General features: G+C 36.2%; 18 protein-coding genes and 1 pseudogene. 5 read left to right on the forward strand and 14 right to left on the reverse strand.

The genetic code is table 11. From position 1 onward, the window contains the following. Positions 1-154: 154 nt before the first annotated feature. Positions 155-514, reverse strand: a complete 360-nt coding sequence (locus ABIE66_RS28490) for a winged helix-turn-helix transcriptional regulator (protein WP_101226146.1) — start codon at positions 512-514, stop codon at positions 155-157. A gap of 252 nt (positions 515-766) precedes the next feature. Here ABIE66_RS28490 and ABIE66_RS28495 point away from each other — a divergent pair, with 252 nt between their 5' ends. Continuing rightward, on the forward strand, positions 767-1,489 hold the full coding sequence (locus tag ABIE66_RS28495; protein WP_370017204.1) for an NADPH-dependent F420 reductase: 723 nt from the start codon (positions 767-769) through the stop codon (positions 1,487-1,489). A 458-nt stretch (positions 1,490-1,947) separates the two neighbouring features. Here the strand turns inward: ABIE66_RS28495 and ABIE66_RS28500 are convergent, their stop codons facing one another. Together ABIE66_RS28500 and ABIE66_RS28505 are read right to left on the reverse strand one after the other, a co-directional pair. After that, positions 1,948-2,274 (reverse strand): carboxymuconolactone decarboxylase family protein, encoded by a 327-nt coding sequence (locus ABIE66_RS28500; RefSeq protein ID WP_264639611.1) that lies wholly within the window; start codon positions 2,272-2,274, stop codon positions 1,948-1,950. A 41-nt stretch (positions 2,275-2,315) separates the two neighbouring features. Beyond that, positions 2,316-2,702: a tautomerase family protein gene (locus ABIE66_RS28505; RefSeq protein ID WP_264639612.1), complete on the reverse strand. Its 387-nt coding sequence runs from the start codon at positions 2,700-2,702 to the stop codon at positions 2,316-2,318. 107 nt (positions 2,703-2,809) lie between these two features. Between ABIE66_RS28505 and ABIE66_RS28510 the strand changes: the two genes are divergently transcribed. After that, positions 2,810-3,682 carry a LysR family transcriptional regulator gene (locus ABIE66_RS28510; RefSeq protein WP_264639613.1) on the forward strand — a complete coding sequence of 291 codons (873 nt, stop codon included), beginning with the start codon at positions 2,810-2,812 and terminating at the stop codon, positions 3,680-3,682. A gap of 282 nt (positions 3,683-3,964) precedes the next feature. On the opposite strand, the pseudogene ABIE66_RS28515 reads toward ABIE66_RS28510, so the two are convergent. After that, positions 3,965-4,506: pseudogene (locus ABIE66_RS28515) on the reverse strand (recombinase family protein). Between the two features lie 112 nt (positions 4,507-4,618). Between ABIE66_RS28515 and ABIE66_RS28520 the strand changes: the two are divergent. Then, entirely contained in the window at positions 4,619-4,909 is a 291-nt protein-coding gene (locus ABIE66_RS28520; protein WP_125163413.1) for a DUF2533 family protein, read from the forward strand. A 222-nt stretch (positions 4,910-5,131) separates the two neighbouring features. On the opposite strand, the gene ABIE66_RS28525 is transcribed toward ABIE66_RS28520, so the two are convergent. The 4 genes from ABIE66_RS28525 to ABIE66_RS28540 all read right to left on the reverse strand — a co-directional run bounded on the left by ABIE66_RS28525 (position 5,132) and on the right by ABIE66_RS28540 (position 12,549). After that, positions 5,132-5,623, reverse strand: coding sequence for a hypothetical protein (locus ABIE66_RS28525; RefSeq protein WP_370017205.1), 492 nt, complete (start codon positions 5,621-5,623; stop codon positions 5,132-5,134). 22 nt (positions 5,624-5,645) lie between these two features. Then, positions 5,646-8,366, reverse strand: a complete 2,721-nt coding sequence (locus ABIE66_RS28530) for a DUF3289 family protein (RefSeq protein ID WP_370017206.1) — start codon at positions 8,364-8,366, stop codon at positions 5,646-5,648. A 1,151-nt stretch (positions 8,367-9,517) separates the two neighbouring features. Next, positions 9,518-11,077 carry a histidine ammonia-lyase gene (gene hutH / locus ABIE66_RS28535; RefSeq protein ID WP_370017207.1) on the reverse strand — a complete coding sequence of 520 codons (1,560 nt, stop codon included), beginning with the start codon at positions 11,075-11,077 and terminating at the stop codon, positions 9,518-9,520. 98 nt (positions 11,078-11,175) lie between these two features. Next, on the reverse strand, positions 11,176-12,549 hold the full coding sequence (locus ABIE66_RS28540) for an MFS transporter (protein WP_370017208.1): 1,374 nt from the start codon (positions 12,547-12,549) through the stop codon (positions 11,176-11,178). A gap of 809 nt (positions 12,550-13,358) precedes the next feature. Between ABIE66_RS28540 and ABIE66_RS28545 the strand changes: the two genes are divergently transcribed. Continuing rightward, on the forward strand, positions 13,359-14,789 hold the full coding sequence (locus tag ABIE66_RS28545; RefSeq protein ID WP_370017209.1) for an IS4 family transposase: 1,431 nt from the start codon (positions 13,359-13,361) through the stop codon (positions 14,787-14,789). A 267-nt stretch (positions 14,790-15,056) separates the two neighbouring features. On the opposite strand, the gene ABIE66_RS28550 is transcribed toward ABIE66_RS28545, so the two are convergent. The 5 genes from ABIE66_RS28550 to ABIE66_RS28570 form a co-directional block, all read right to left on the reverse strand. Beyond that, positions 15,057-15,347, reverse strand: coding sequence for a hypothetical protein (locus ABIE66_RS28550; protein ID WP_370017210.1), 291 nt, complete (start codon positions 15,345-15,347; stop codon positions 15,057-15,059). A gap of 25 nt (positions 15,348-15,372) precedes the next feature. Then, positions 15,373-15,642: a hypothetical protein gene (locus ABIE66_RS28555; protein WP_370017211.1), complete on the reverse strand. Its 270-nt coding sequence runs from the start codon at positions 15,640-15,642 to the stop codon at positions 15,373-15,375. An 814-nt stretch (positions 15,643-16,456) separates the two neighbouring features. Beyond that, positions 16,457-17,731 (reverse strand): IS110 family RNA-guided transposase, encoded by a 1,275-nt coding sequence (locus ABIE66_RS28560; RefSeq protein ID WP_370017212.1) that lies wholly within the window; start codon positions 17,729-17,731, stop codon positions 16,457-16,459. Between the two features lie 249 nt (positions 17,732-17,980). Beyond that, a complete protein-coding gene (locus tag ABIE66_RS28565) occupies positions 17,981-18,664 on the reverse strand; it encodes a response regulator (protein ID WP_214793634.1) in 684 nt (227 codons plus the stop codon). A gap of 1,060 nt (positions 18,665-19,724) precedes the next feature. Continuing rightward, on the reverse strand, positions 19,725-19,823 hold the full coding sequence (locus ABIE66_RS28570; RefSeq protein WP_370017213.1) for a YjcZ family sporulation protein: 99 nt from the start codon (positions 19,821-19,823) through the stop codon (positions 19,725-19,727). A 1,246-nt stretch (positions 19,824-21,069) separates the two neighbouring features. On the opposite strand from ABIE66_RS28570, the gene ABIE66_RS28575 reads away from it, so the two are divergent. Next, positions 21,070-21,705: a hypothetical protein gene (locus tag ABIE66_RS28575; RefSeq protein WP_370017214.1), complete on the forward strand. Its 636-nt coding sequence runs from the start codon at positions 21,070-21,072 to the stop codon at positions 21,703-21,705. Positions 21,706-22,053: 348 nt separating this feature from the next. On the opposite strand, the gene ltrA is transcribed toward ABIE66_RS28575, so the two are convergent. Further along, on the reverse strand, positions 22,054-23,316 hold the full coding sequence (gene ltrA / locus ABIE66_RS28580; protein ID WP_370017215.1) for a group II intron reverse transcriptase/maturase: 1,263 nt from the start codon (positions 23,314-23,316) through the stop codon (positions 22,054-22,056). Positions 23,317-23,966: the final 650 nt, after the last annotated feature.

Genomic DNA, 23,966 nt, shown 5'->3' on the forward strand with positions numbered 1-23,966 from the left:
AATCGCTCCCTATAATGGAATAAGATCGAGCTTCTATTAGCTGGTTACTTAAAGAAGAAAAGTGCGTTTCCGTTGTTTCAGAAACACCCCCGTTAATTTAAGTACAACACTTCACAATATCGGCCCAATTAATAAAAAATATCATTTTATTATTTCACTCAGGTTTCTCCCCGAATTTTTTGCCGAAATTCTCCATCATATCAAGTATTGGGATAAATTCACGCCCTTTAGTTGTTAATGAATATTCAACACGTGGAGGTACCTCAGGAAAAACCTCTCGTTTAATTAATCCATCTGTTTCTAATTCTCTCAACTGTTTTGTAAGAGAACCTTGTGAAATGTCCCATAAAAAAGCTTTAATTTCGCTATAACGACGTTCTTTTGTTTTTAAAAACCAAAGAATAAGATACTTCCAGCGTCCTGAAAGCATATTTTGGGTATACGCAATACCATAAACGTCTCTTTGCTCCTTAATAAACTCTTTTTCAAATCCATCCTTGCATATTCTAGCCATACTTACATCCCTTTTCTTCTATAAAGTACAAAAAAGTGTACTATATCATTTTTTATTGCCTACTTCAAAAGTAAGAGTAATGAGTTTATTATATCTAATATATTATTTATAACCAAAACACACAATTACCTCTCAATTACCTTAATGCTTGCAAAAAAAGGAATGTAGACGATTTCGCGTTGAGGCAATTGGAAAATTCCATAGCTGATATTGAATCATAATCGAACAAAATTATATTTAGGAGGAACAATAATGAGATTTGGAATTATAGGTGCAGGACCAATAGGGACAATTATTTCTAAAAAATTAGTTAAGAATGGACATGATGTCAAAATTGCAGATGCTCGAGGAATTGAACGTTTAGAAGGAAAAGAGATTGCTGGAACACCTGTGAGTGTAGAAGATGTAATAACAAATATTGATGTTCTTATAATATCTATCCCTTTTCATGTAATGCCAAGCATTCGCAACATTGTAGATAAAGCTGGAGAGGAAGTAATCGCTGTAGACACTTCAAATTATTATCCTTTTAGAGACAATAAAATTGAAGAAATTGAGAACGGGATGGTTGAAAGTGTTTGGGTTTCAAATCAATTAGGTAGACCTATCATTAAAGCTTTCAACAATCAATTAGCTTATACTTTAGAAAATAAAGGAACCCCCGAAGGTACTAGTGGTCGCATTGCCATGGCTATTGCTGGTAATGACCTATCACAAAAACAAATAATCATGGACGTAGTAAACGAGCTAGGCTTCGACGCAGTAGATAGTGGTTCTTTAAGTGATTCGTGGAGACAACAGCCAGGAACTCCTGCATACTGCACAGAACTAACAAAAGAGGAACTAACGGAAGCATTGAAAAAGGCAAATAAAGAAAAAGCCCCATTCCTACGGGATAAGGCAATAGAGAAATTTTCAGCTGGATTTTCACATAAAGATATTGTGAATCTAAACAGAGAAACATATAATTCATAATTTAGGAAACCCATATTGATCATTGCTCTGGTATTTAATTTTAAATTGAATAGAAGACATAGGAAATTTGGAACCAAAAATAGTGATCAAAATAACCTTGATCACTATTTTTGCATATTTTAAATCTTTTACAGTAAACTCTGTTCATCCACCTTGGATGTAACACTTTAAAAATATTTAGACGTTGTTAACAATTTTCATCGCCGTAAAAAAACTGTATTGTTGTTACACTAAACTGACCCCTTAGTTCCATAAGATAAAGCTGTCTTTAAGACAGCTGCGTTCTTCAGCTAACGCACCCGTTAGTTTATTAAGGTCAATCGAGAAATTGCCTCAAAATCTAGAGAGTTGGTAACTTCTTCTTTAGAAGCTGGTAAAATTTACTCAATTAAAGAAAAAGGAGGTAATCACTTGAAACGAAATTGATTTATTACCTTCTTAGCCGTTCATACGGTTTACTACTTTCCTCTTCCGAATGTTTCCTTAGCTACTTCTAATGCTGATGCGGATCGCGGCCATCCAACGTAAAAACTTAAATGAGTAATAGTCTCTATAAGTTCCTCCTCTGTTAGACCGTTTTGTTTCGCAAGTTCTAAATGATATGGAAGCTGATTTAGGTTTTCTCCAGTTACTAGCGCTGTAACAGTAATTAGGCTTCGGTCTCTTAAATTTAAATTATCTCGTCTCCATAAATCTCCGAAAAGTATGTCTTCAGAGTATCTAACAAAATCTGGTGCAAAATGCCCTAATGAATTTCTTACAGTAGGAGTAATGGGTTTGTTCATATCTCTTGCTCCTCTCGATTATTAAGTATGATATTAAAACACTAAATCATTTGAGCAATTCCGTCTCCAAATGACCAGTTTTCAAGATTTGTTTCCGATAGAATTATAAATACATTTTCTTTAACTACATTACAATTATTGTGCAATTTGTTAGCAATACTCTTATACAGTAATTCTTTTTGCTGTTTAGATCTGCCTGGACCGCATGTGATTAAGATGTAAAGCAGTTGGTTTGTTCTTTTACTACTAATAAGATAATTCGGATCAAAATAAAACTCATCCACCTTATGCGACTGGAAAATTTGAAAATAATCCTTTTTGGGTACATGAAATTCTTCAATAAGTGCGGCCATAACATTTCTACTGATTAGCTGTAAATCTTTGTGATTATATTCATTTTCCAAATAACTAATTTGAACGAATGGCATTTTCCCCCTCCTTTTGATAACAAGTTAATTTTACCTCCACTAATGTTATTTGTATAATTGAAATAATCGAATGAAAAGTTCATAAAAACGAATGGAGATTACTGGATATGGATTTAAAAGAAGTTAAGACATTCCAAGCAATTTTAAGGGAAGGGACATTTTCAAAAGCAGCTCAAAAATTAAACTATGCTCAATCAACTATAACGAGCCATATACAAAAACTAGAAAATGAAATTGGATTTAAGTTATTCGAACGAGGATGGGAAGCAAAGTTAACAGAATCCGGAGAAATTTTCGCTAAGGAGATTCATTCTCTGATTAAACATTGGGATTTTGTTTTAGAGCAATCAAAAGCAATAGAAAAAGAAGAAGTTGGCACAATAAATATCGGGGCAATTGAAACAGCAGCAACAGTTTTGCCATCTACTATAAGCCAGTTTCGGGAAATAAAACCTAATGTGACTTGTAATATTACTGTAGGAAATACAGACACTCTAATAAATCTTTTAGATAGTGGTATGATCGACTTTGCAATAGGTGGAAAACCGTACAAAGAAAATGGATATTCATTCATCCATTTATATGAAGAAGAAATATCCGTAATATTTTCCAAAAAATATTATCAAGATCCTATTACCATCCAATCGTTGCATGATATAACTGAATACCCTGTTTTTATTGGTGGGGAAAATTGTTTATACTATACAAAGTTTGAAGAAGAGCTTTCACATTTAGATTCGAAACCCTTTTATTACACAGTTAGTCAGATACTATCCATACCTTTATATATTCATAACTTTCCTTCCATTGGTGTAGTCTTATCATCTTCAAAGCTTTCTGATAATATCGTTAAAGTGCCCTTAGAATTGAAGAATCCTTTCATTCCTATTGGGATAATACAAAAGAAGGATAATAAGTACCTTTCTAATATAAAGAAGTTATTCCTAGACTTAATAAGAGATTCATTTGATAGGGAATAGAATATATATAATGGGCTAACGTGTGAGTTGTTGAGTAAGAAAAATAAAATCGATTCCTTATAAATAGAAGGAATCGGTTTTTGAGGTTAGAATTTGCTTAGCGTACAAAATTTCCGAGATGTTGGCACCCCTGAAAGAAATCGAACCAACATCGTTAGTGAATTAACCGTTATTTTAACTTCAATAATATTGTATCTGCAATAAATCTTGTTATCGTAGGATTCATAAACCTTAATGAACTAAACTGCCCCGTTAGTTGCATAAAGAAAAAGGCTAACACTATTAAAGTCTCGTCTCTTTCGCTTTAGCGTAAATAGTGGAACGTGGAACGCCTGTCATTTTAGCTATCTCATTTACACTTAATCCGTTAGATTCTCTCTCCTGAAACAGCTTCAAAGCCTTTTTAACGTCCTTCTCGTCCTTTCCTTTACGTCCCATATGAGTTCCTTTAGCTTTTGCCCTTTCACGTCCCTCAGTGGTCCTATCTTTGATTAAATCACGTTCAAACTCAGCAATAGCCCCCAGCATAGTAAACATTAGCTTTCCAGATGGTGTACTAAAATCAATCTGTTCTTTGATGAATACTAAAGCTATTCCCCGTTCTTCTAGTTCCTTAGCAATCTTTTGTAAATCAAATGTACTCCTAGCTAGTCTCCTTCCCTTAAAAAGTCTAACGCCTTAATCAGTTCCTCACGATCACTTTTAGCACCACTTTGTTTCTCCATGAATATCTTCTCACAGCCATATTCTTTTAACTTCTCTTCCTGTAAATCTAATGATTGATCAATGGTGCTTACTCGTCCGTATTCATAATCACATCCGATGCGTGAAACAACTACCTTTTGGATTTATCTTTTATAGTTTTTGCTATTGCTAAAAAAATGATGATGTTAATATAGAAGTAGCTATTAGAAAAAATTATAGGAGTGAAGGACAATGAGTGTACATAAAGCCCTTACGTTACATGCTCAAAAACAAAATCAACTTTTTACTGAATTTTCCCTATTAGACCAACAACGTGAAGATTATATTCAAGGAGCTATAGAATTATGTAAGGCTGAAAAGGATTTTACAACAGACCATATTAATCAAATCACTATGCAAATCAATGTTCTTGCAAACCAAAGGCTAATACCTACTCGTAAATTAGTTACCCCAGAAATGGTTCATTCATATGTGGAGTCATTAAAGGGGTCCTACCAACAAAACGCGGAAAACATACGCTAAGAGAAATTCAGGATAAAAAATCCGATTTTTCCTACGCTAAGGAGTAACATCAGGAAAATACGGATTTACAATGGTAAGGAAATCCAAATATAAAAAAGCCTAATTTCTCGCTTTTAACACCGAGAAATTAGGCTTTAATTACTTCATTAAAGCGCCCTTTAACGGAACATGGAAACGATTCGAGTAATGAGGGTCATATGGGAATAGTGATCCCCAGTCTAATCACTCAACAAGCTGATCCTCATTAAAATGCATCCGCTTCAGGACCTTTCCTTCCTTACTTTTATCATAAACATTGTATTCTTTTTGTGGTTCAGCATCTGACCAAATGATCGATGCAATGAGATCATGCTTATGATGTTCCATCCGATCCGTATTCATATAACTTTCATCAGACTGCCAGTCTCTTGGCAAATCGTCACTTTCCCTATAGAAGGACATATAAAAAATCCTGTTTTTTCCTTCTATTACTTTAATTTCACCTTCAACTGGATGATTCTTAATGTATTTTTCAACTAATTCTTTTAAATCTATTAAATCTGTTGGTGGATTCAGAATCATATAATGTTTTCTAAGAGTCACCTCTTCTTCATCCTTTTTACCAACGATCTGTTCTGTATTATCAATTTCGAAAATCTTTGTTTCCCCGCTTGATTCCTCATTCTTTGTACATCCAATTAAGTATAATGGAATGAAGCATATGCCAATAATCAAAACTAGAATTTTTAAATTAACTTTAATTGCTGAATTCCCCCTCGAAAGGTATATCCATTTCCATTAAAGTAACAAAAGGCTTATATTCCCCATCATAATCATCATAATGCTGTAAGACAAACCAGGCACGAAATCCTGCTAAGTTGACATACTCCTTCTCCACATCTGGCTGATCTAACCCAAAATGATCATATAAACGAACATGCATAACACCTTTAAAGTGATTGTTCTCTACTGAAAAGTCTTTTACGGATACGGTATTCCCCCAAGTATCATTTACTGAAATTGTAAGTCCACCTGTTCTATCGCCCCAAGTGCTAAACGTCGGGTAAACAGCATTATCCTGTATATATTGATAAAATTTATCTGTATCCTTTGTACTTTTATCAAACTGAAGTGCTGCCAAATTACCTCCATTTTTCTTTAACTCATCAACTAAAGCATTTTTGAGGAATTCAATATAGGCTTTTGTTGTCTCATGCTCCCTCGCTTTTTTCGTTAAAGTCTGATTGCGATAATCAGTACCATTTCCTTCCTCAAAATGATCAATCATATCTAAAATAACATCTTCCATTTCTCCCGTAGAAAATAAGCTTGTTGACATCCACTCGAACTCATCAAAGAGAATATCTGGCCAATCAGATTCCCATAATTGGAAGTTGAACATCCAGCTAATGTCAGTCATTTCATCTCCAGTATAATCATTTGTTTTCATATCATTCGCTACATCTCCATTTTCATCATAGCCTTCTGGTCTATCTGATTGATAAATTACTAAATTGGATAAATCAGAGTACAACAACGGTCTTTCATCCTCTTTATCAAAAATTCCATCTCCATCACTATCTTTTTGGTCAGGAAAACTGGTTGGAAAGAAACCTTCAAAATGAATAGTAGTTCCAAAAAATTCCGTCGTGAATGTTTTGAATGGACCCATTTCTTGCCCATCGGTTAATCCATCTCCGTCACTATCTTTCTTGTTAGGATCTGAGTAGATGATACCGTATGGTGTTTTCATTCCTTCAGTTTCATAGGTATCGTATAAGCCATCCCCATCTGAATCTTTTGGATCTGTCTCTCCACCACTTGAATCATCGCTACTAGAAACTATATTCTTATCTCTGCTTAAGTAGTCTATTTCCTTACTCCAAAGCTCCAACCATTTTTTCTTATCAACAACCATATATTCACTAAGCTGAGTCGTTTCCACACTTATTGTATTCTTACTTGTATCTAACACAGCGTTAAGGCTTTCAAACATTTCTTCCTCTTCATTATACCAAACGATGGCTAGATCATCTTCCAACGTGTCTCCTAGCTTTGATTCATCATAAGTAAATGTAATGCTTGCTTTCTCAAATTCTGATTGCGTATTGATCCTAATAGGAGAACCAATAATACCGTGTAAATTAGTTGTTTTCATATTGCCTTTGTTTGTGCTAATTCTAGTCGTTTTATTAATATTATCCTTTGCACTAAAACTAACTTCTACACTTGTAATTTCTGATTTACCAGACGGTTTCAATGATTGACGAATAGATTGTTGATGGAGTTCTTGTGAATCCGTGGTCTCGTCATTATCACTGTCTGCAGCATTCGGGTTTGTCTTTAAAGCATGTTCATCTCCATCACTTAATCCATCGCTATCTGTATCATCCTTATTAGGTAATGAATCAAACTGTTGAACTTCAAATCCGTCAGTTAAACCATCTTGGTCTGAATCTTTCTTCATCAAATTTGTTTGATAAGCCTGCTCATCTTTATTTTTCAGGCCGTCTTCATCGCTATCTTCATCTGCATCACTTATGCCATTATCATCTGTATCATATTTTAAAGGGGAAATAGAGGATTTCATCTCATATTCAATATTGTCCTTTAATCCATCACCATCTGTATCCTTTTCAAATGGATTCATTCCCTCTAGGAATTCTATTCCATCGGTTATCGTGTCACCATCCGTGTCAGAAGTAGATCCAAAGAATTCTGTGTTAAATTGATAGCCTGCTTTTTCAAGTCCGAATAACACTTGTTTATATGCATTTTGATAGGATTTTGATGCAGGGATAGCTAGATCTTTTTCTAGAAACCCATTCGCTTTTTCAGACATTTTCACAGCGTTATTCAAATGAGCTTTTATTTTATTTCCTTTGTGATCCGTTTGATCAGAGATATCCTTTAAAATGCCGATAGCATTTTTATTGACAATTTTATCAGATAAATAAAAATTAAAGAGTATGTCTGCAAGTAATGCTTCAGTTGGTTCATTAAAATCGTTTTCTTTTACATACCCCCATAGACCTATGGTTAACTTATGTTTGATTTTCAAGAGCCGATCACTTTTAAGAACCACCTCTTTTATGTACTCCTCTTCAACAGCTTGTTCATATTCGTTAATCAATTGTTGAAGTACATCAGGTTCATTTATCTCTTTTTGTTTAAAGTCTCCAGTTTCATCCATTTCCGCTATCAGTTTAGAATCAAACTTCGCATTCGTTTTTTTTATGACTGTGGCAAAACGCTTTAATTCTTTTATTGCAATCTGATCATAGATTTTTGCAATTCTTGTGTCCTCATAGAATTCATATTCACTTAACCACTGTTTTACATTTTGCTCACTAGAAATCTTATTTTTTCCTTGATTAGCTTGGTTATTGCTCTTGGCAACGACCGCTTGCCCAAAACCGCTAAAAATCATTGCAAAGATCAATAAAAAACTCAACATCCTTTTTAATTTTTTTCTCACCGTGATAATCTCCTCTATTAAAATATTTATTTAACCTATTGACGTTATCGTGGTTCCCAACCGAAGAAATATTGTCAAAATCCTTGAAATCATGTCATTAGATCAACTCCCTTACAAGTGTTATTTTTTAATAGCAACTTGTTTTCTTTATCAAAAGATATTTGAATTTTACAAAAATTTTCGAGCCAGAATGACACTTAAATTTACCGAACATCAATAAATCTTTGCCCCAATCTATTTTCGAACTGTAAACCAATGAATGGACCCCGTTTCGCTCCCACCGTTTATATAAAATGTTCAGGGGATGATGCTTTTTGGTCCTTAGACTGTGGCGAAAATACAAAAGCATTTAAGAGCATAAAAAAACAGTAACAGCTCTTATCGTTCCTTGAGGAATAAATTCATTTTTCTCCTTTCCCTCCCTAAAAAATTTATTTATCAACTCAGTATCAGTTTACATAGGAAAAATATTGAATATAAGGTAAAAAACTCCTGAATATTTTTATCAGACTTATGAATCATTGATCTTTCTTTAGAGATTGAACCTATATATACAGCCAATTTTTTTAAAAACTTTTGTTCAAGAAAATGGCCCGATTGTTGAATAAAATTAAAAAAGCCATTTAATTCATTAGTTCATGGATTAAATCACCATAAACGCTCGTTTTTGGTGATTTTTAAGATGCAGTTCGTAGTGTGGCTTTCTAGAAGGTTTTCTATAACCAAAAGAAAAACCAAAAACAAATAACCGAAATAGCAGTTTAATAACCGTTATTGGTATAAATTCACAGCCAATAACCATTGTTTTCTACAATATTTTCCTTAGCGTATGTTTTCCGCGTTTTGCTGGTAGGACCCCTTGCCCATCAAGTTAAGAATTTAGAATTACCCCAAAACAAAGATTTTGTGTAAATTAGTCAATTTTATCGTTTTGGGGTGGTTTATGTTTGTTGGGTTGATGGACATGTAAAGGTACCCCTACAGCGAATACTTCAATAATAACTACCCTTTTTCAAAATGAGGGATTCCAAATGCTAACGTCATTTATTTTCATTCCGTAATTGCGCTTGATTGTTGAAGAATAAATATTTGATGAAAAAGGAAGCCTCCTTACTCTAATTAGTTAGAGTAAGGAGGCTTCCTTTATAGATTTAAAATTCAATTTCTCCAATCGCCATTTCGACAAGATTGACTATTTCTCCTTCATGAATTTGACTATAAATCGTTTCGATATCAGGATAAAAAAAACGATCTTCTTTTACCGTTGGCACTTGGCTCCGTAGTAAATGGTACACACTCTCCGTAACCGGTGATGGTTTCAAGGGTTGATGAAAATCCATGGCTTGTGCTGCCGTCATAAGCTCAATGGCTAAGATGTATTCAAGTTTCTTTGAAATCTGATACGCTTTCTTCGAAGCAAAATAGGCAAAGCTTATCAGGTCTTCTTGGTTAGCACATGTAGGGACATTGTCGATAGTTGCAGGATGAGAGAGCACCCTAATCTCATTCAATAGCCCCGCAGCTGTATATTGTGGAATCATGTAGCCGCTATTTAATCCGGGGTTTTCGACTAAGAAACTAGGAAGCTCACTAAGATGATGATTCACTAGGCGATCGATTCTTCTCTCGGATATTTTCGCCAAGTTGGCCATAGCGATACACATCGTATCGGCATAAATCCCGACGTATGAACCATCGAAATTTCCGGCCATGAGCGCAATTCCATCTTCCTCTTCCGGAAAAATAATAGGATTATCACTTGCAGAGTTCATTTCATTTTCAATAGTGACCGCAGCGTCCTTCAATACTCTCTTTATAGCACCATGAACTTGTGGAATACATCGTATACTAAGCGCATCTTGTAATCTATGTTCCTTGTATGTCTCAATGATTTGGCTGTCCTCGAGAATTCTTGTCACATTTCTAGCTGTCTTTGCCTGTTCCTCATGTTTTTTTACAGTATGGGAACGAGGATCAAATGCTTTTATTGTCCCTTTTAGCACTTCTAAGGACATAGCACCCGCAATATCGGCGGTTTTCGCTGCTTTCATGGCATTGTACAACGCCAAGACAGCTATTGCTGTGACGGAAGTCGTCCCACTTGTAAGTGCCAATCCTTCTTTACAACCCAAGGTAACAGGCTTTAATCCGGCCTTCTCTAAGGTTTCCATTCCGGGAATAAGCTCGCCGTTATACCACGCCTTCCCCTCCCCGATCAACACCAAGGCCATGTGTGCTTCAGGAGAAATATATCCCACTGAACCATCACCTGGAGCAAATGGAGTAATATCGTGATTTAAAAGTGAAGCAATAAGCTCTAATACCTCTAATCTGACTCCCGAAAAACCTTGACCTAAATTCACAAGGATCATCAGTTGAATTGCTCTTACTACTTCTCTTTCTAAAGGTTCTCCAACAGAAACTGCATGCGAACGAACAATATTCCGTTGAAGCTTTTCGGCATCCTGAGAAGAAATTACCTTTGTCATATTGCTACCAAATCCTGTTGTTACACCATAGATTAATCGATCTTCTTCTAAAAACTTTTCTATTAGACTCCGAGATTTATTCACCCTATCACAGTAAGCTTGTGTGAAGGAAACGATTGCCCCATATCTAGCAACCGCAATCACTTCAGGAATGGAGATAGTACTATCTCCAAGTGCAACCTCTCTAATGTCTTTAGGATGTAAACAAACGTTTGTTGTCATGATTGAAACCCTTCTCCTTTCAAAACCAATCTTCAAGATAAAACAAGGGGACTAAAGAGATGTTTTTTATCTGTTAATTGTTGGAAAATAATCTTATGTTATTTTCTTGCTTCCTGTAAAGGGATACCTGTTTCCTGTGAAGAGTGCCCTGCTTCAAGTAAAGGGTTACTAGCTTCATTCAGTGAAAGAGACTTGGTCTCAGGCGCCCAAGCAATCGACACAATCATACCGATTAGCAGAACGACCGACATTCCAATCATTGCAGTACTTAATCCGAAAGAATTGAGAGTAACAGGCAGCAGGAATGTTCCGATTACAGCACCAATCCGACTAATTGCCGTAACCATACCTATTCCTGAGCCCCGAATCTCAGTTGGGAAAATCTCAGCTGGATATACTATCGTAAGATTGTTAGCTGCTGCCAAAACAAAGGTAAAGACCAAGAAGGCTGTCAACATCAAGAATTGGGACCCATTGTTTATGATGCTGAGTGTAAACAAAGAGACAGTAAGTATCGCAAAAGATCCAATGGTAAATCCTCTACGAGAAAATTTTGCTAGGAACCAAAGACCGGTAAATGACCCCACAAGTAAGAATAGATTTAGCATCGTATCGGCAAAAAAGTTTTGTTCAAAACCCATCGTACGTAAGATGGACGGAAGAAATGTATAGATAGCATAATACGGAAGAACTAGAGTTAATTTGAATATTCCACCAAAAGCCATACGCTTACGAAGCCTTTTGCTGAAAAGTCCTCGAAACCCTAAAATCGTTTGGCTACCAGTAATCGTTTCTCCCATTTCAACGTTAGGGCCAATGTGTTTCTTTACAATCTGGCGTGCTTCTTCGACACGTCCCATGCCGACAAGCCATCTTGGCGATTCAGGCGTTCCAATTCGCAAGATTAACACCACAATAGAAGGAATAGCAGCACTAACAAGCATCCAACGCCATGAGTCTGAACCCGTCTGTTCTAAATAATAACCAACAAAGTTTGATACTACATATCCAAGTGTCCATACTCCGTTTAAAGAAGCGAGTAGCGAGGCCCGATACTTTTTTGGTGAAAACTCGACGAGTAAAGTCGAGCCGACTGCGTAATCTCCTCCAAGCCCAAAACCTATCAGTAATCGTAAAACAAACAGCTCTGCAGGGCCACTAACAAAAAATTGCAAAATGGTAGCAATAGTGATTAATAAATAGGTAACAAGGAAGATTTTCTGCCTGCCTATACGGTCAGACAGCCTTCCAAGTACCAAAGATCCCACAAAAAGACCAATTAACGCAGAGCTTCCGAGCAATCCCGTCCACATTGCATTTAGTTCCATTTGAGGACCAAATACTGTCAGAGCCATCGCAATGATTCCAAGAGCATAACCATCACAAAAGTTTGAACCAAAAGTAAGTCCGGTAATTCGAAGATGAAATTTATTAAATGGCACATCGTCAATCGTGTATTTTTGTTCGCTCAAAAGAATTCCCTCCATTTTTAATTTCCAGATATAGTAACTTATAAAAATTCTTTTCAACGATATACATTAATATCTGTACCTAATTCCCGACAAACGAATAAATGGTACCTGTTGCTATAATGAAGAAATGCTATGCAAAACTGGCGCAGTGTGCAATTGAATTTGCGAGACAATATGACCAAGCATAATAGAGCTTCTTTGATTAATAGTTATCGATATGGAAAAATGAAAGCACCGATAAAACTATATACAAAAAACTTGCACAGATTTAAGTTTTACTTTACTTTTTTGTTTGCTCTTGTGTATTTTGGTTCAACTCCTTACAGATCCTCTTCCTTTGATTGCTGAATGAATCTAAATTATTCATCAACATAGGTAGCACTGCCTTCTATACCTTTGTAATTTACTATTTAATCATTTGTAATCGCTTTCATTTGTTTTGCCTCCTCACTTTATTGCTTTAATTGTATAACGAATATAACGGAAAAATTATTATGAATTAATAATTATTTTATAATTTATTTCAACATATTTTGTTTTTTTTTGAAAAAATAGTGAATATTATACTTTTAATCGGGTTCCGACCAACTTTTTGAAAAAGTTATTCGCTAAGGCTGGAATTCTGGTTCTAGTGCAAAAACTTCAAGATAATTGCAAGTAATCTCTAAATCTTGGACATACTGATGCTATCTTTCTTTAAAGTATCTAGTGCTCTATGGGGTGCCATCAAGCTAAGGTGAATTTGTATCATCATAACGAAAAAAACGCTATTCTTTTTGTAGAAATATACAGGAAGGATGGCGTTTTCTATGAGTTTTTCTGTTTCAGACGAAATGAATCTCTTTTCTCAAGAACTTCAAAACTACTTATCTCCATCTTCTCTACAACAATTAGCTAAAGAAGTTGGTTTTGTTCAACGTACAAGTAAATATCAAGCACAAGAATTAATTGCTTTATGTGTATGGCTTAGTCAACAAGTCGCGAGTACACCACTCACACAATTGTGTAGCCGTCTCGAAGCATCTACAGGTGTCCTCATGAGCCCCGAAGGGCTTAATCAACGATTTAATGGTTCAGCCGTACAGTTTCTTCAACAAGTTCTAGCTAATCTTCTCACTCAAAGAATTCATTCAACACAAGAAATACTTCATCCATACTCCACGACTTTTAAACGTATTCGGATCCTAGATTCTACAACATTTCAACTTCCAGATAAGTTTGCTTCACATTATCAAGGTTCTGGCGGAAGTAGCCATACCGCAGGTGTTAAAATCCAGCTTGAATATGACTTATTGAGTGGGAAGTTCCTTCACGTTTATGTAGGAGAAGGGAGAGAAAATGATAAAACCTTCAGTTCCACAAGTCTACTAACCATTCAACCGAAAGACTTATACATAAGGGATTTAGGGTATTTCGACTTACACGACTTACAGAAAATGAATGATGAAGGTGCTTACTATGTCTCACGTTTGAAGTTGAATTCTCGTATATATCGTAAGAATGATGAACCAGAGTTTTTTCGGAATGGGACTGTGAAGAAAGGTACTCTCTTTATTCAGTTAGACATGGAAGAGCTTATGAATCAATTACAACCTGGTCAAACACTTGAAATTTCAGAAGCATACATTGGGCTGTATCAAAAACTACCCGCCCGAGTGATTATTCATAGACTAACTGAGGTACAAACAGAGAAAAGATTGAAAGAACAAGCAAAAAAAGAAAAGAAGAAGGGCATTACCTATAGAGACCGAAGCAAACGATTAAGTGGAATGAACGTATATATTACAAATCTTTCTTTAGAAGACGTTCCAACGGAACATATTCATGAACTGTATTCGTTACGTTGGCAGATTGAAATTCTATTTAAGACATGGAAATCTTTCTTTCAAATTGACAAGTGCAAAGAGATTAAGAGGGAACGCTTAGAGTGTCACTTGTATGGGCAACTTATTAGCATTTTACTCTGTTCATCTACGATGTTTAGAATGCGTCAGTTACTTTTAGATAAGAAAAAGAAGGAGTTAAGTGAATATAAATCCATCTATATGATAAAAGACTATTATTTATTGTTTTATCAAGGATTACAAAAGGACGCCAAAGAATTATCAAAAATTTTTCTACGTCTGTTTCACCTTTTGGAGAAAAACGGACGGAAATGTCATCGTTATAACAAGAAAACGGTCTTTGATATCTTAGGTATTGTGTATGATTGTACGTCACAAAAACTTAAAGCTGCCTAATATTTTTTTTAAAAACCTATTTGATGGTTTTTTTGTCATGCGCATTTTTAGTGTTACCATAGCAAATTAAAGAGAACACACTTTTATATTATCTCTTGCGCACTTAGCTTGATGGCGATGGGGTACAGCCAACATTTCAGAAATTTTGTACGCTAAGCAATTTTTGACATAAATATAGCCAAATTCCTGTACGTTAAGGGATTTGGCTTTTAAAGTGGCTTGTTCAACTAAAGCACCCGTTCGCACAATAAGTGATATTGAAATTATTTACATTAAACCTATTACTACCCCAATAATTGAAAAAGAAAATACTAATAAAATAAATAAGATCATTAAAGGAGCTATCTTCTTTAGAAATCCTTCTTCTTTGTTTTTAAAACTTATATAACTAAAAACCAGGCTAAGTACACCTATAATAATAGAACTAAAAAATAATACTTTTAGGAAAACAACCATCATACCTTCAGGTTTATCAGGAGCAAATTCATAAGCAGTAAACATTGTTATTGCACTTATAATGCTTAATATCGCAGATCTTTTGCTGTATTTTTCGTTCATTTGTTTTAAACTCCCTCATCTTTAACTAAAGCAACCTTAAGTTGAACAATTTTTTATATGAAAATATTATAATTCCACAAATCACAGTTACTCCTACAAATGTGAATAAGTAAAGAAAAGGAGAATTAACCTTACCAAAAACTACTTCATTTTGAAGTGTTTCTACTTTATCCCATGCACTTGCAATATCTGGTTTATAGTTCCTTGTTTTTATATATCCGACTAACATCATACCGACTAAATAGATTATATGAATTGCAATTGAACCAATAAATGCTTGAAAAACCAGCTTCATTTAGCCCCCCCCTTTACAACCTTACATTACCATAATAACCCATATTTGTTAATCCACTAAACTGCCCCGTTAGTGCCATAAGAAAAAGGCTGCCTCAGCAACCTTCCTTATTGTAGTAAAGCACGCGTTAATTTAACAAACAATTTAATTATGTGAGTTATTTTCCCTGTTCCTTTTCCCAAGAGAAAAGGCAGAAGCTAAAAGAAATATCGTAGCTAATCCTACTCCAATAATCATAGAATAGTCGAAATGATTTTTAAGTGCCATGCCACTAGAAATAGCTACAATAAACAAAAGTAAAAAGAAAACCGTATAATTCTTTTTCATAATTCCTCACCATCTCTTTATCGATATTACCAAAAAAATCAATTAAATTGTTGAACTCCCTCAGTTTGATGCGAATATCTCTCGAATGCTCACTTATTCGCAGGATTTCATCACCCTTGAATTTAAGTTCACGGTTATATGGAGTGATTTCAGGACATGAAGATTTCGTGAAGGCATAGTGAAATAAAGGAGTTGTACAACACTCCACATTTTACCATATAATGTACATTCTCCACGCCGCCCTTGGAGGCTTTCCCTCCCATGTCTCAACGGGTCAATTGCCCTATCATTCCTTCGTCATGCCTATCCAAGGGGTGGAGGCCAGTTATGCTAACCTGATGGGTCGGTGCCCTTTTGTTCAAGAAATCTGGTACTCCGTACATATTTGAAATCCTACGAATAAGCCAACATTAGTAAAACGAAAACTATGAACATCAGTTTTTAAAGGTTCCCTTCGAGAACCCTATTAAGACATCCCCCTTTAAAACTACGCAACCAGTTCAGTTATAGGTTGAACTTTATCTGCACAATAAGACTCGTTTCTGCGTGCTATTCCAACAAATATTCTAGCTAGCTTACCTACCAATTTCATAATCGATTTCATTTTCTTCATTTTTTTCACTTTAACATTATGGGAGTGAATGGCTTGAAATTCCGTGTTATTCATCACAAGGCTCATGGTGGCTAAGTAAAGGAAACGCCTTAGCCTGGATCGCCCTCGCTTAGAGATGACAATTTGGCCTTTCCACTTTCCAGAGCTTGCTTCAGCCAGATGCAACCCAGCGTGCCGAAGTAAAGAATTACCGTGTGAAAAACCACTTAGATCTCCTGCTTCACCTAATATTCCGGCTAAAGAAATTTCACTAATTCCCTTTATGGCAAGCAGCTTCTTGGCAAAAGGTATTTGTTTTAATACATCCTTAACCTCTTGTTCCACTCTTTCGAGTTGTAAGACTGCGAGATCATACTCCTCTAATAATTGTTCCAAATGAAATTTATACGCTTCAAGTGCTTGTCTTGTGCCGACAGATTTCCTAGCTAACTGAAGAAGTAATTGAGCTTTCTTTAATCCAGGCTGCCTCTTCATTATTGATTTCCATCCTGAAACAACATCATCAGGTTTCAGGGAACGCAGTTCCATTGGAGATGGAAATAAACGAAGTGTGGCAATAGCCCCTTTAGCAGTAATGTCTTTAAATACTTGCCTGAGTTCGGGAAAGACAATATCAACCCAACGGTTTAATTGATTAATCGTGCTAACGAGTCGTTTAACTACCACATCACGGTTAGACATAAGGACCCTAAGTATCTCAAATGATTCTGAAGTGTCCCTGACAAAGGCGTAGTAACCGTTCTTCACCATATCAGCGATGACCAGGGCATCTTTCTTATCACTTTTCGACTGAGTATTATCACGGTTTTCTTTATTCCTTTTTACTAAGTGGGGGTTTACCGTTACTACCTCAATTCCTTGTTTAAATAGCCATTTTGCAAGATTAATCCAGTAATGTCCTGTAGGTTCCATTCCCACGATGGCTACCTCAAGTTTATTTAATCTTTGAAGCTTATCCATCCATTTTAATAAACTAGCAAACCCATCTTCATTATTTTCAAATGTAAGTGGATCTCCGACTACAATTCCACGGAAATTCACTGCTCTAGCCACATGTAATTGTTGGGCAATATCCACTCCAACAACAAGGTGTTTATCTGAAATTCTTTCTATTAGTTGATTTTGTTTATCTTGCATTTTAAACTTCATATTAGGGTTCCTCCTTAGGGTTTGAGTTAGAGTGGTGTCTTACTCATATCTTACTGAGGAGCCCTATTTTTTTCAAAGCTGAAAAATAACGAACTACAGGAATGCTAACCTGCCCTTCTCTTTTACCATAAATACGTAAAACAAAAATGGTTGAATAGTTTTATGCCGAGTTCGGCATCTAACCAAAAAAGTCCGTCTCTTCAGCACACATTGTGAAAACTGAAGAGACGGACTTATCATAGGTTGAATTTATTTGACTTCTACCCAGCCGTTTTTAATAGCTAGAACAACAGCTTGTGTACGGTCGTTTACATGCATTTTTTGAAGAATGTTACTCACATGGTTTTTGACTGTTTTTTCACTGATGTATAAAGTTTCGCCGATGGCACGGTTGCTCTTTCCGTCTGCTAAAAGTTGAAGAACTTCACACTCACGTCGAGTCAATAGGTGAATCGGTCTTCTGATTTCAACAGCATGCACGGAATCACGATCAGCACCCTTTTCAGCAGCTAAACGGCGATATCCTTTGACTAGATTATGTGTCACCTTCGGATGAAGGTATGAGCCACCTTCTGCGACTACACGAACAGCATCAATTAACGCATCTGCGTCCATTTCTTTTAACAGGTAACCTTGTGCTCCTGTTTTCAATGCGTGCTGTACATAGTTTTCATCATCATGAATCGATAAAATGGTGACTTTCGTTTCAGGGTAACGGTTTACAATCATTTTTGTCGCTTCTACCCCGTTCATATTCGGCATGTTGATATCCATGATAACAACATCTGGTTTGTGTGTTTCAACAAGATCCATAGCCTCACTTCCGTCATCGCCTTCGGCAACAACATCAAAGGATGATTCAAAATCTAATATACGCTTAACGCCTTCACGGAAAAGCTGATGGTCATCGATAATGATGATACTAGTCTTCAACGACTTCTTCCTCCTAATTTCTATTTAAATGCCTATTCTCTAAAAATTTATAAATGATAGGGAATTTGTATAAACACCAAAGTGCCTGCCCCTGATTGTGAATCAATCGTCATTTCGCCTTCAAGCAGCTCGACTCTTTCCCTTATGCCTACCAAGCCAAATGAACCCTCTTTTTGATTGGAAGAATATAATTATAACACGTACAAATTTTTCTTATATTAAAGTTTCTTAACACATACGGAACAAAACTGAATCTTCATTGCACACAGTACGAATAAATCGTGAACTAATTAAACTAAACTGTCCCTTTATTAAGGGTACTTTTTCACTTTAATTCGAATGTATGATTATTGTAATTCAAAAGGCCGCCAATTGGCGGCCTTCTTATGGCGCTAACGCACCTGCTAGTTATAAGACTTATTGTAGAGTTGTTGACACAAACTGGATGTTAATTCTAGTTGAGGTATAACTAGTAAAATTATATATAGTACCAATAAGCCCTAACTCTGTAGCAGAGGCATATTTTTTGTTATTGAGTTGCATATATTCCTTTATGAAACAACCATCAATATGCCCCTGTACAGTTAATAGATGTATCGGGGTTATTTTTCGTTTACCTCCCATTTCTTACTTAAAAAGAAAATACAAAAAGGTTTCCCCTCAATATTTTTTTAAGCAGTCCGAATGTATGATAATTGAAAGAATCGTACATTGATGGGGTCAGTTGGGAAGAGGGTCACTTGGATAGATCACCAGAACTTCGTAGGATGGATTTGGTGGAAGTACAGAGTTACATGGGAAGGCTTGAAAGATTCTATTAATTCTCCTTCAAAATACTGATTATAATGACAGTCACTTGGAAGAAGCTCTGCGCCGTGCTTTTTTGTTTATAAAAGTGTACTTTTACGAGCATGGTACTATCTTCGTCCGGAAACTTTGCCAAGTGGCGAAAAGCCTGGCGGGTAAAATAAATTTGAAGAAACCGACCAATAACGGTCGGTTTTTTTCATACTATTTTTAACAGAAGCCGCCATTTCCGTAATTAAGGCACACATTCGTTTTAAAAACAACTACATCCAACAATAATTAAGAGTATAAACAATACGACTATAAAGGCGAAACCTCCACCAAATCCAAAACCGCTGTCACAACCTGACATATAGAAACATCTCCTTATTTATTTTTAAGGAGGAACTTAAATGGGTAATATCATCGTATGCACTAATTAGGAAAATGACCCAAACGAAGGATGAGAATGATGCAACGGATTCTGCATCATTCTCATCTTCGTGGCCTTGTAAAACCAATAGCCAAAAGTTTTTTCAATTGGCGGCCTAAAATATTCGGTTGGCTGGGGGTTTATTTTTTTGTTTATTGGATGCAAATGCTTTAGTTCAGGAATATACATATGAGATAAACTTCACCTACATTGATGTTTAGTTGAGATTGCCTCTGTGACCGGCCTTAATTTTCCCAAGGTTGGTTTGCAGGGATTTTCGTTTTGCCTGGCAGTCATTGAACAGTTTGAATAATAACTCCCGTTCGGTGGGATAATAGTGATACACCTAAATGCTGTCTATCCCTGTTATCAGCTGCCTGGTGCAGGGGTAGTTTTATTGTCCTGGTAAGTTACAATGTGAGAAACACATTCAGGTGGGCGTTGTACAGCTTCCGAGGCGCCCTTGTATCAACCCTAAAAAGTTGGTACGAGGGTCATTTGTGTTTGTCCTGGCAAAATTAGGATTGAATAAAAACTCCATTTCGGTGAGATAGTATTCATGGAAGCCCTCCCCTGTATCAGCCATAAAGAAGCCGATGCAGGGATATTTTGCGTTAAGGATAACTACAAAGAACTTACTCCCTCTATTACTCAAAAAACTCTCTTACTTTCTCGTCATATTGGAAGAAAGATTTTGGAATCGGCAATCTTACTACATTCCTAAAGGAAATCGAAATAAGTACCCTTTTGATTGCAATGTACCTATTTGTAAAAAAAAAATATGTTTTCTATTTAACTCCACCAAAAACACCAAGTTTCATCCACTTAAAATAGCAATCTGTATGGTTAAAACCAAGTTCATTTAGCTAATTCACCTGAATATTTACTCTTTCAAATATATTATCTTTTTTATCGGGGCGACTATAATATTCCTTTGAAGCTTCTTCTCGGTCTCTTTTATGAAAACAACCCTTAAGGAAAAATTAAGCTTCTTTCGGGATACTAGTTTCAATGAAGGGAGAAAGGAGCAAAGTGATTATGTAAATATGTAATAGTGAGAGGTAATTAGGAGGGAAATTGTCTTTCGTATTAAAAGAAACAGTTTAGTTGTTAAGCCGACACATTTAAAAACGAGAACAATAAATAGATAACTTAATTAAAAACAAACTTTTTAGGAGGAATTTATATGAAGAAAAAATTATTTGGTTATGTAATGGCAGGAGCATTAGGAGTTAATATTCTAGGGGCAGCTTCTACGACGTTTGCTGCAAGCAATGATATCCATAATACAGCTTCCAAGACGCAAGTGGAAACATCCGTTTCACACCAAGTATCTACTAAACAAAATTCAGAACTCAAAAAACTTCAGAGCCAAGCAAAAGGATTTAGCATTAAAGTAGAAGGGAAAACTGTAGATCAGTTAAAGAAAGAAATTAATGATTGCAAAGACCTTCAAAGCCAGGCTAAAAAACTTGGTATTAAACCAGATGGTAAAAATCCGGATCAATTAAAGAAAGAAATTAATAAGGGCAAAGACCTTCAAAGCCAAGCTAAAAAACTTGGTATTAAACCAGATGGTAAAAGTCCGGACCAATTAAAGAAAGAAATTAATAAGGGCAAAGACCTTCAAAGCCAAGCTAAAAAACTTGGTATTAAACCAGATGGTAAAAATCCGAATCAATTAAAGAAAGAAATTAATAAGGGCAAAGACCTTCAAAGCCAAGCTAAAAAACTTGGTATTAAACCAAATGGTAAAAATCCAGATCAATTAAAGAAAGAAATAAATGATCATAAGCAACCTCAAAACCAAGTTAAAAAATAAATAAAGAGAGAAAGTAATTAGTTTTGCTCTTTTATTTAATGGCTCATCTTTATATAGATGGGCTTTTTATGATTTTACATAACACGTACAAGGGCCTGTGCCGGCATCACATGTCTAGATTCGATTTGGATATCTTCTATACTGATTTTTAACTATAATCTTGATATGGTTCATCTTATATATCACGGAATTATCCAGATCTATTGTCACACCCTATAAGAATTTCGTTTGGGTGTGGTGGATTTACAGTTTCGTTCATATTAGTTGAATAAAATCGAGTAGGAGGAGGCGCCTAGCCTCCGACCTCTCACACCACCGTACATACCGTTCGGTATACGGCGGTTCAGTTTAAGTCTGACGTAGTTTTGTATATCGTTCATATAGATTTACTAACCCTTGGTGGTGCCAATAAACATTATTAAGGGTTTTGTCTAGAATAGGACTATGCGCTATGCGCCAATAACCCTTTCTACTATTTCCCCATTCATATGCTTTTCCAATTGGGACGCCTAATCCTTTGAGTTTCCTCACTCTCGTTCTTGGCAATTTCCATTGCTTCCATAGGCACATCCTGAGTCTTCTTCGAATCCATGAATCTAAATTCTTCAATACGTTCGGAGTATCAATGAGGGCGAAATAACCCATCCAACCTCTAAGGTATTGCTTTAACTTATTTATTCGGAGTTTCATGGGTGTCGGTAATTTTCTCAAGGTCATTTCCCTGATTCGTTTCTTTACTCTCTTCACCGTTTGTTTAGCCAGTAGAACCTTCGGGTTCTTCTTTGACTTCGTGAAACTAAAACCGAGAAACGTTCTGTTCCAAGGGCGATCATACTTCGACTTCTCGTAGTTGACCTTTAGCTTCAGTTTATTTTCAATGAAGCTTGAGATATTTCCCATTGCACGTTTGGCGGCTTTTCGTGTCTTCACAAAGATAGTACTGTCATCCGCATACCTTACGAATCGAAGATTGCGTTTCTCTAGTTCTTTATCTAAATCGTCTAACATTATATTAGATAATAAAGGACTTAACGGGCCTCCTTGCGGAGTTCCCTCCTCACTTTTATGAAAAAGTCCGCCTATCATAATGCCTGCTTGAAGGAATTTACGAATCAGTTTGAGAACTCGTTTATCTTCAATTTTCCGCTCTAACATTCCCATGAGCTTGTCATGATTCACTTTATCGAAGAACTTCTCCAAGTCCATATCCACTACCCATGTATAACCTTCGGTTATATAGGACTTTGCCTTTCGAACCGCCTGGTGCCCTTGTTTGTTAGGGCGAAATCCATAGCTATTCTCCGAAAAGGTTGAGTCATATATCTTGGTCAATATTTGGGCAATGGCTTGTTGAATGAAACGGTCTAGAACGGTTGGAATACCCAATAGCCGAACTCCGCCGTTTGGTTTCGGGATTTCGATACGACGGACGGGCTGCGGTTGATAGGAACCCTGTAAAAGGGCAGTTTTCATGTTGTACCATTCAGTTGCGAGGTGCGGTCTCAGGTTTTGAACCGGCATTCCATCTACACCATGGCTTCCCTTATTTCTTTCTACACGCTTCAATGCCTGTATTAAGTTTTCCCTCTCTAGTATCTGTTCCATTAACATCGTTGATATCCTTTCTACGTGGATAAATGGTCTATTTGTGCCTTTATCTGCTCCACCCTTTTGAAGTTCCCCGTGTATTCACCACTTCTTCCTTCAAATAAGTTCCGTTAGGAATTGTTTGCTTCTTCGCAGATAACGAACGCCTAGTATTCATCCTCCTTAATCTGTTCGGTCCTTCCTTATCTTCTCGAGTAGACAAGTACTATGACCTCTGCTGACTTCTGATGATTCAGCTGTCCATCACTGGACAGGTTACCAAGTGTACTTGGCTGTCATCAGACCTCCCCGAGTAAGAGTGCAATCTTTCCCTCCATCTATCTGCTTCATTTACTCTGTACCACCTTCGGCAGTAAGGACTTTGTTTTGTTTCGCAAACTCATCCAATGATACCTAGCCTTATATGAAGTTCGTGTTCCTCAGACCGGAGGTTTGCCGCTTGCTTCCTTCAGATTCCACGTCACCGTGGACACCCTTGCATTAAGCTAACCATTACTACTGCCTTCATGGTTCGGGACTCACACCCTATAGATTGCACCCATGCCGGGCGCACGAAAAAGCTGCCTTAAAGACAGCTCTGATCTTCAGCTAACACACCTTTAGTTGAATAAAAATTATTTTGTTAAAAGCCAAATTACAAATAAAACAATAGT

Source organism: Peribacillus sp. B2I2, assembly GCF_041261685.1.
Classification (GTDB): Bacteria; Bacillota; Bacilli; order Bacillales; family DSM-1321; genus Peribacillus.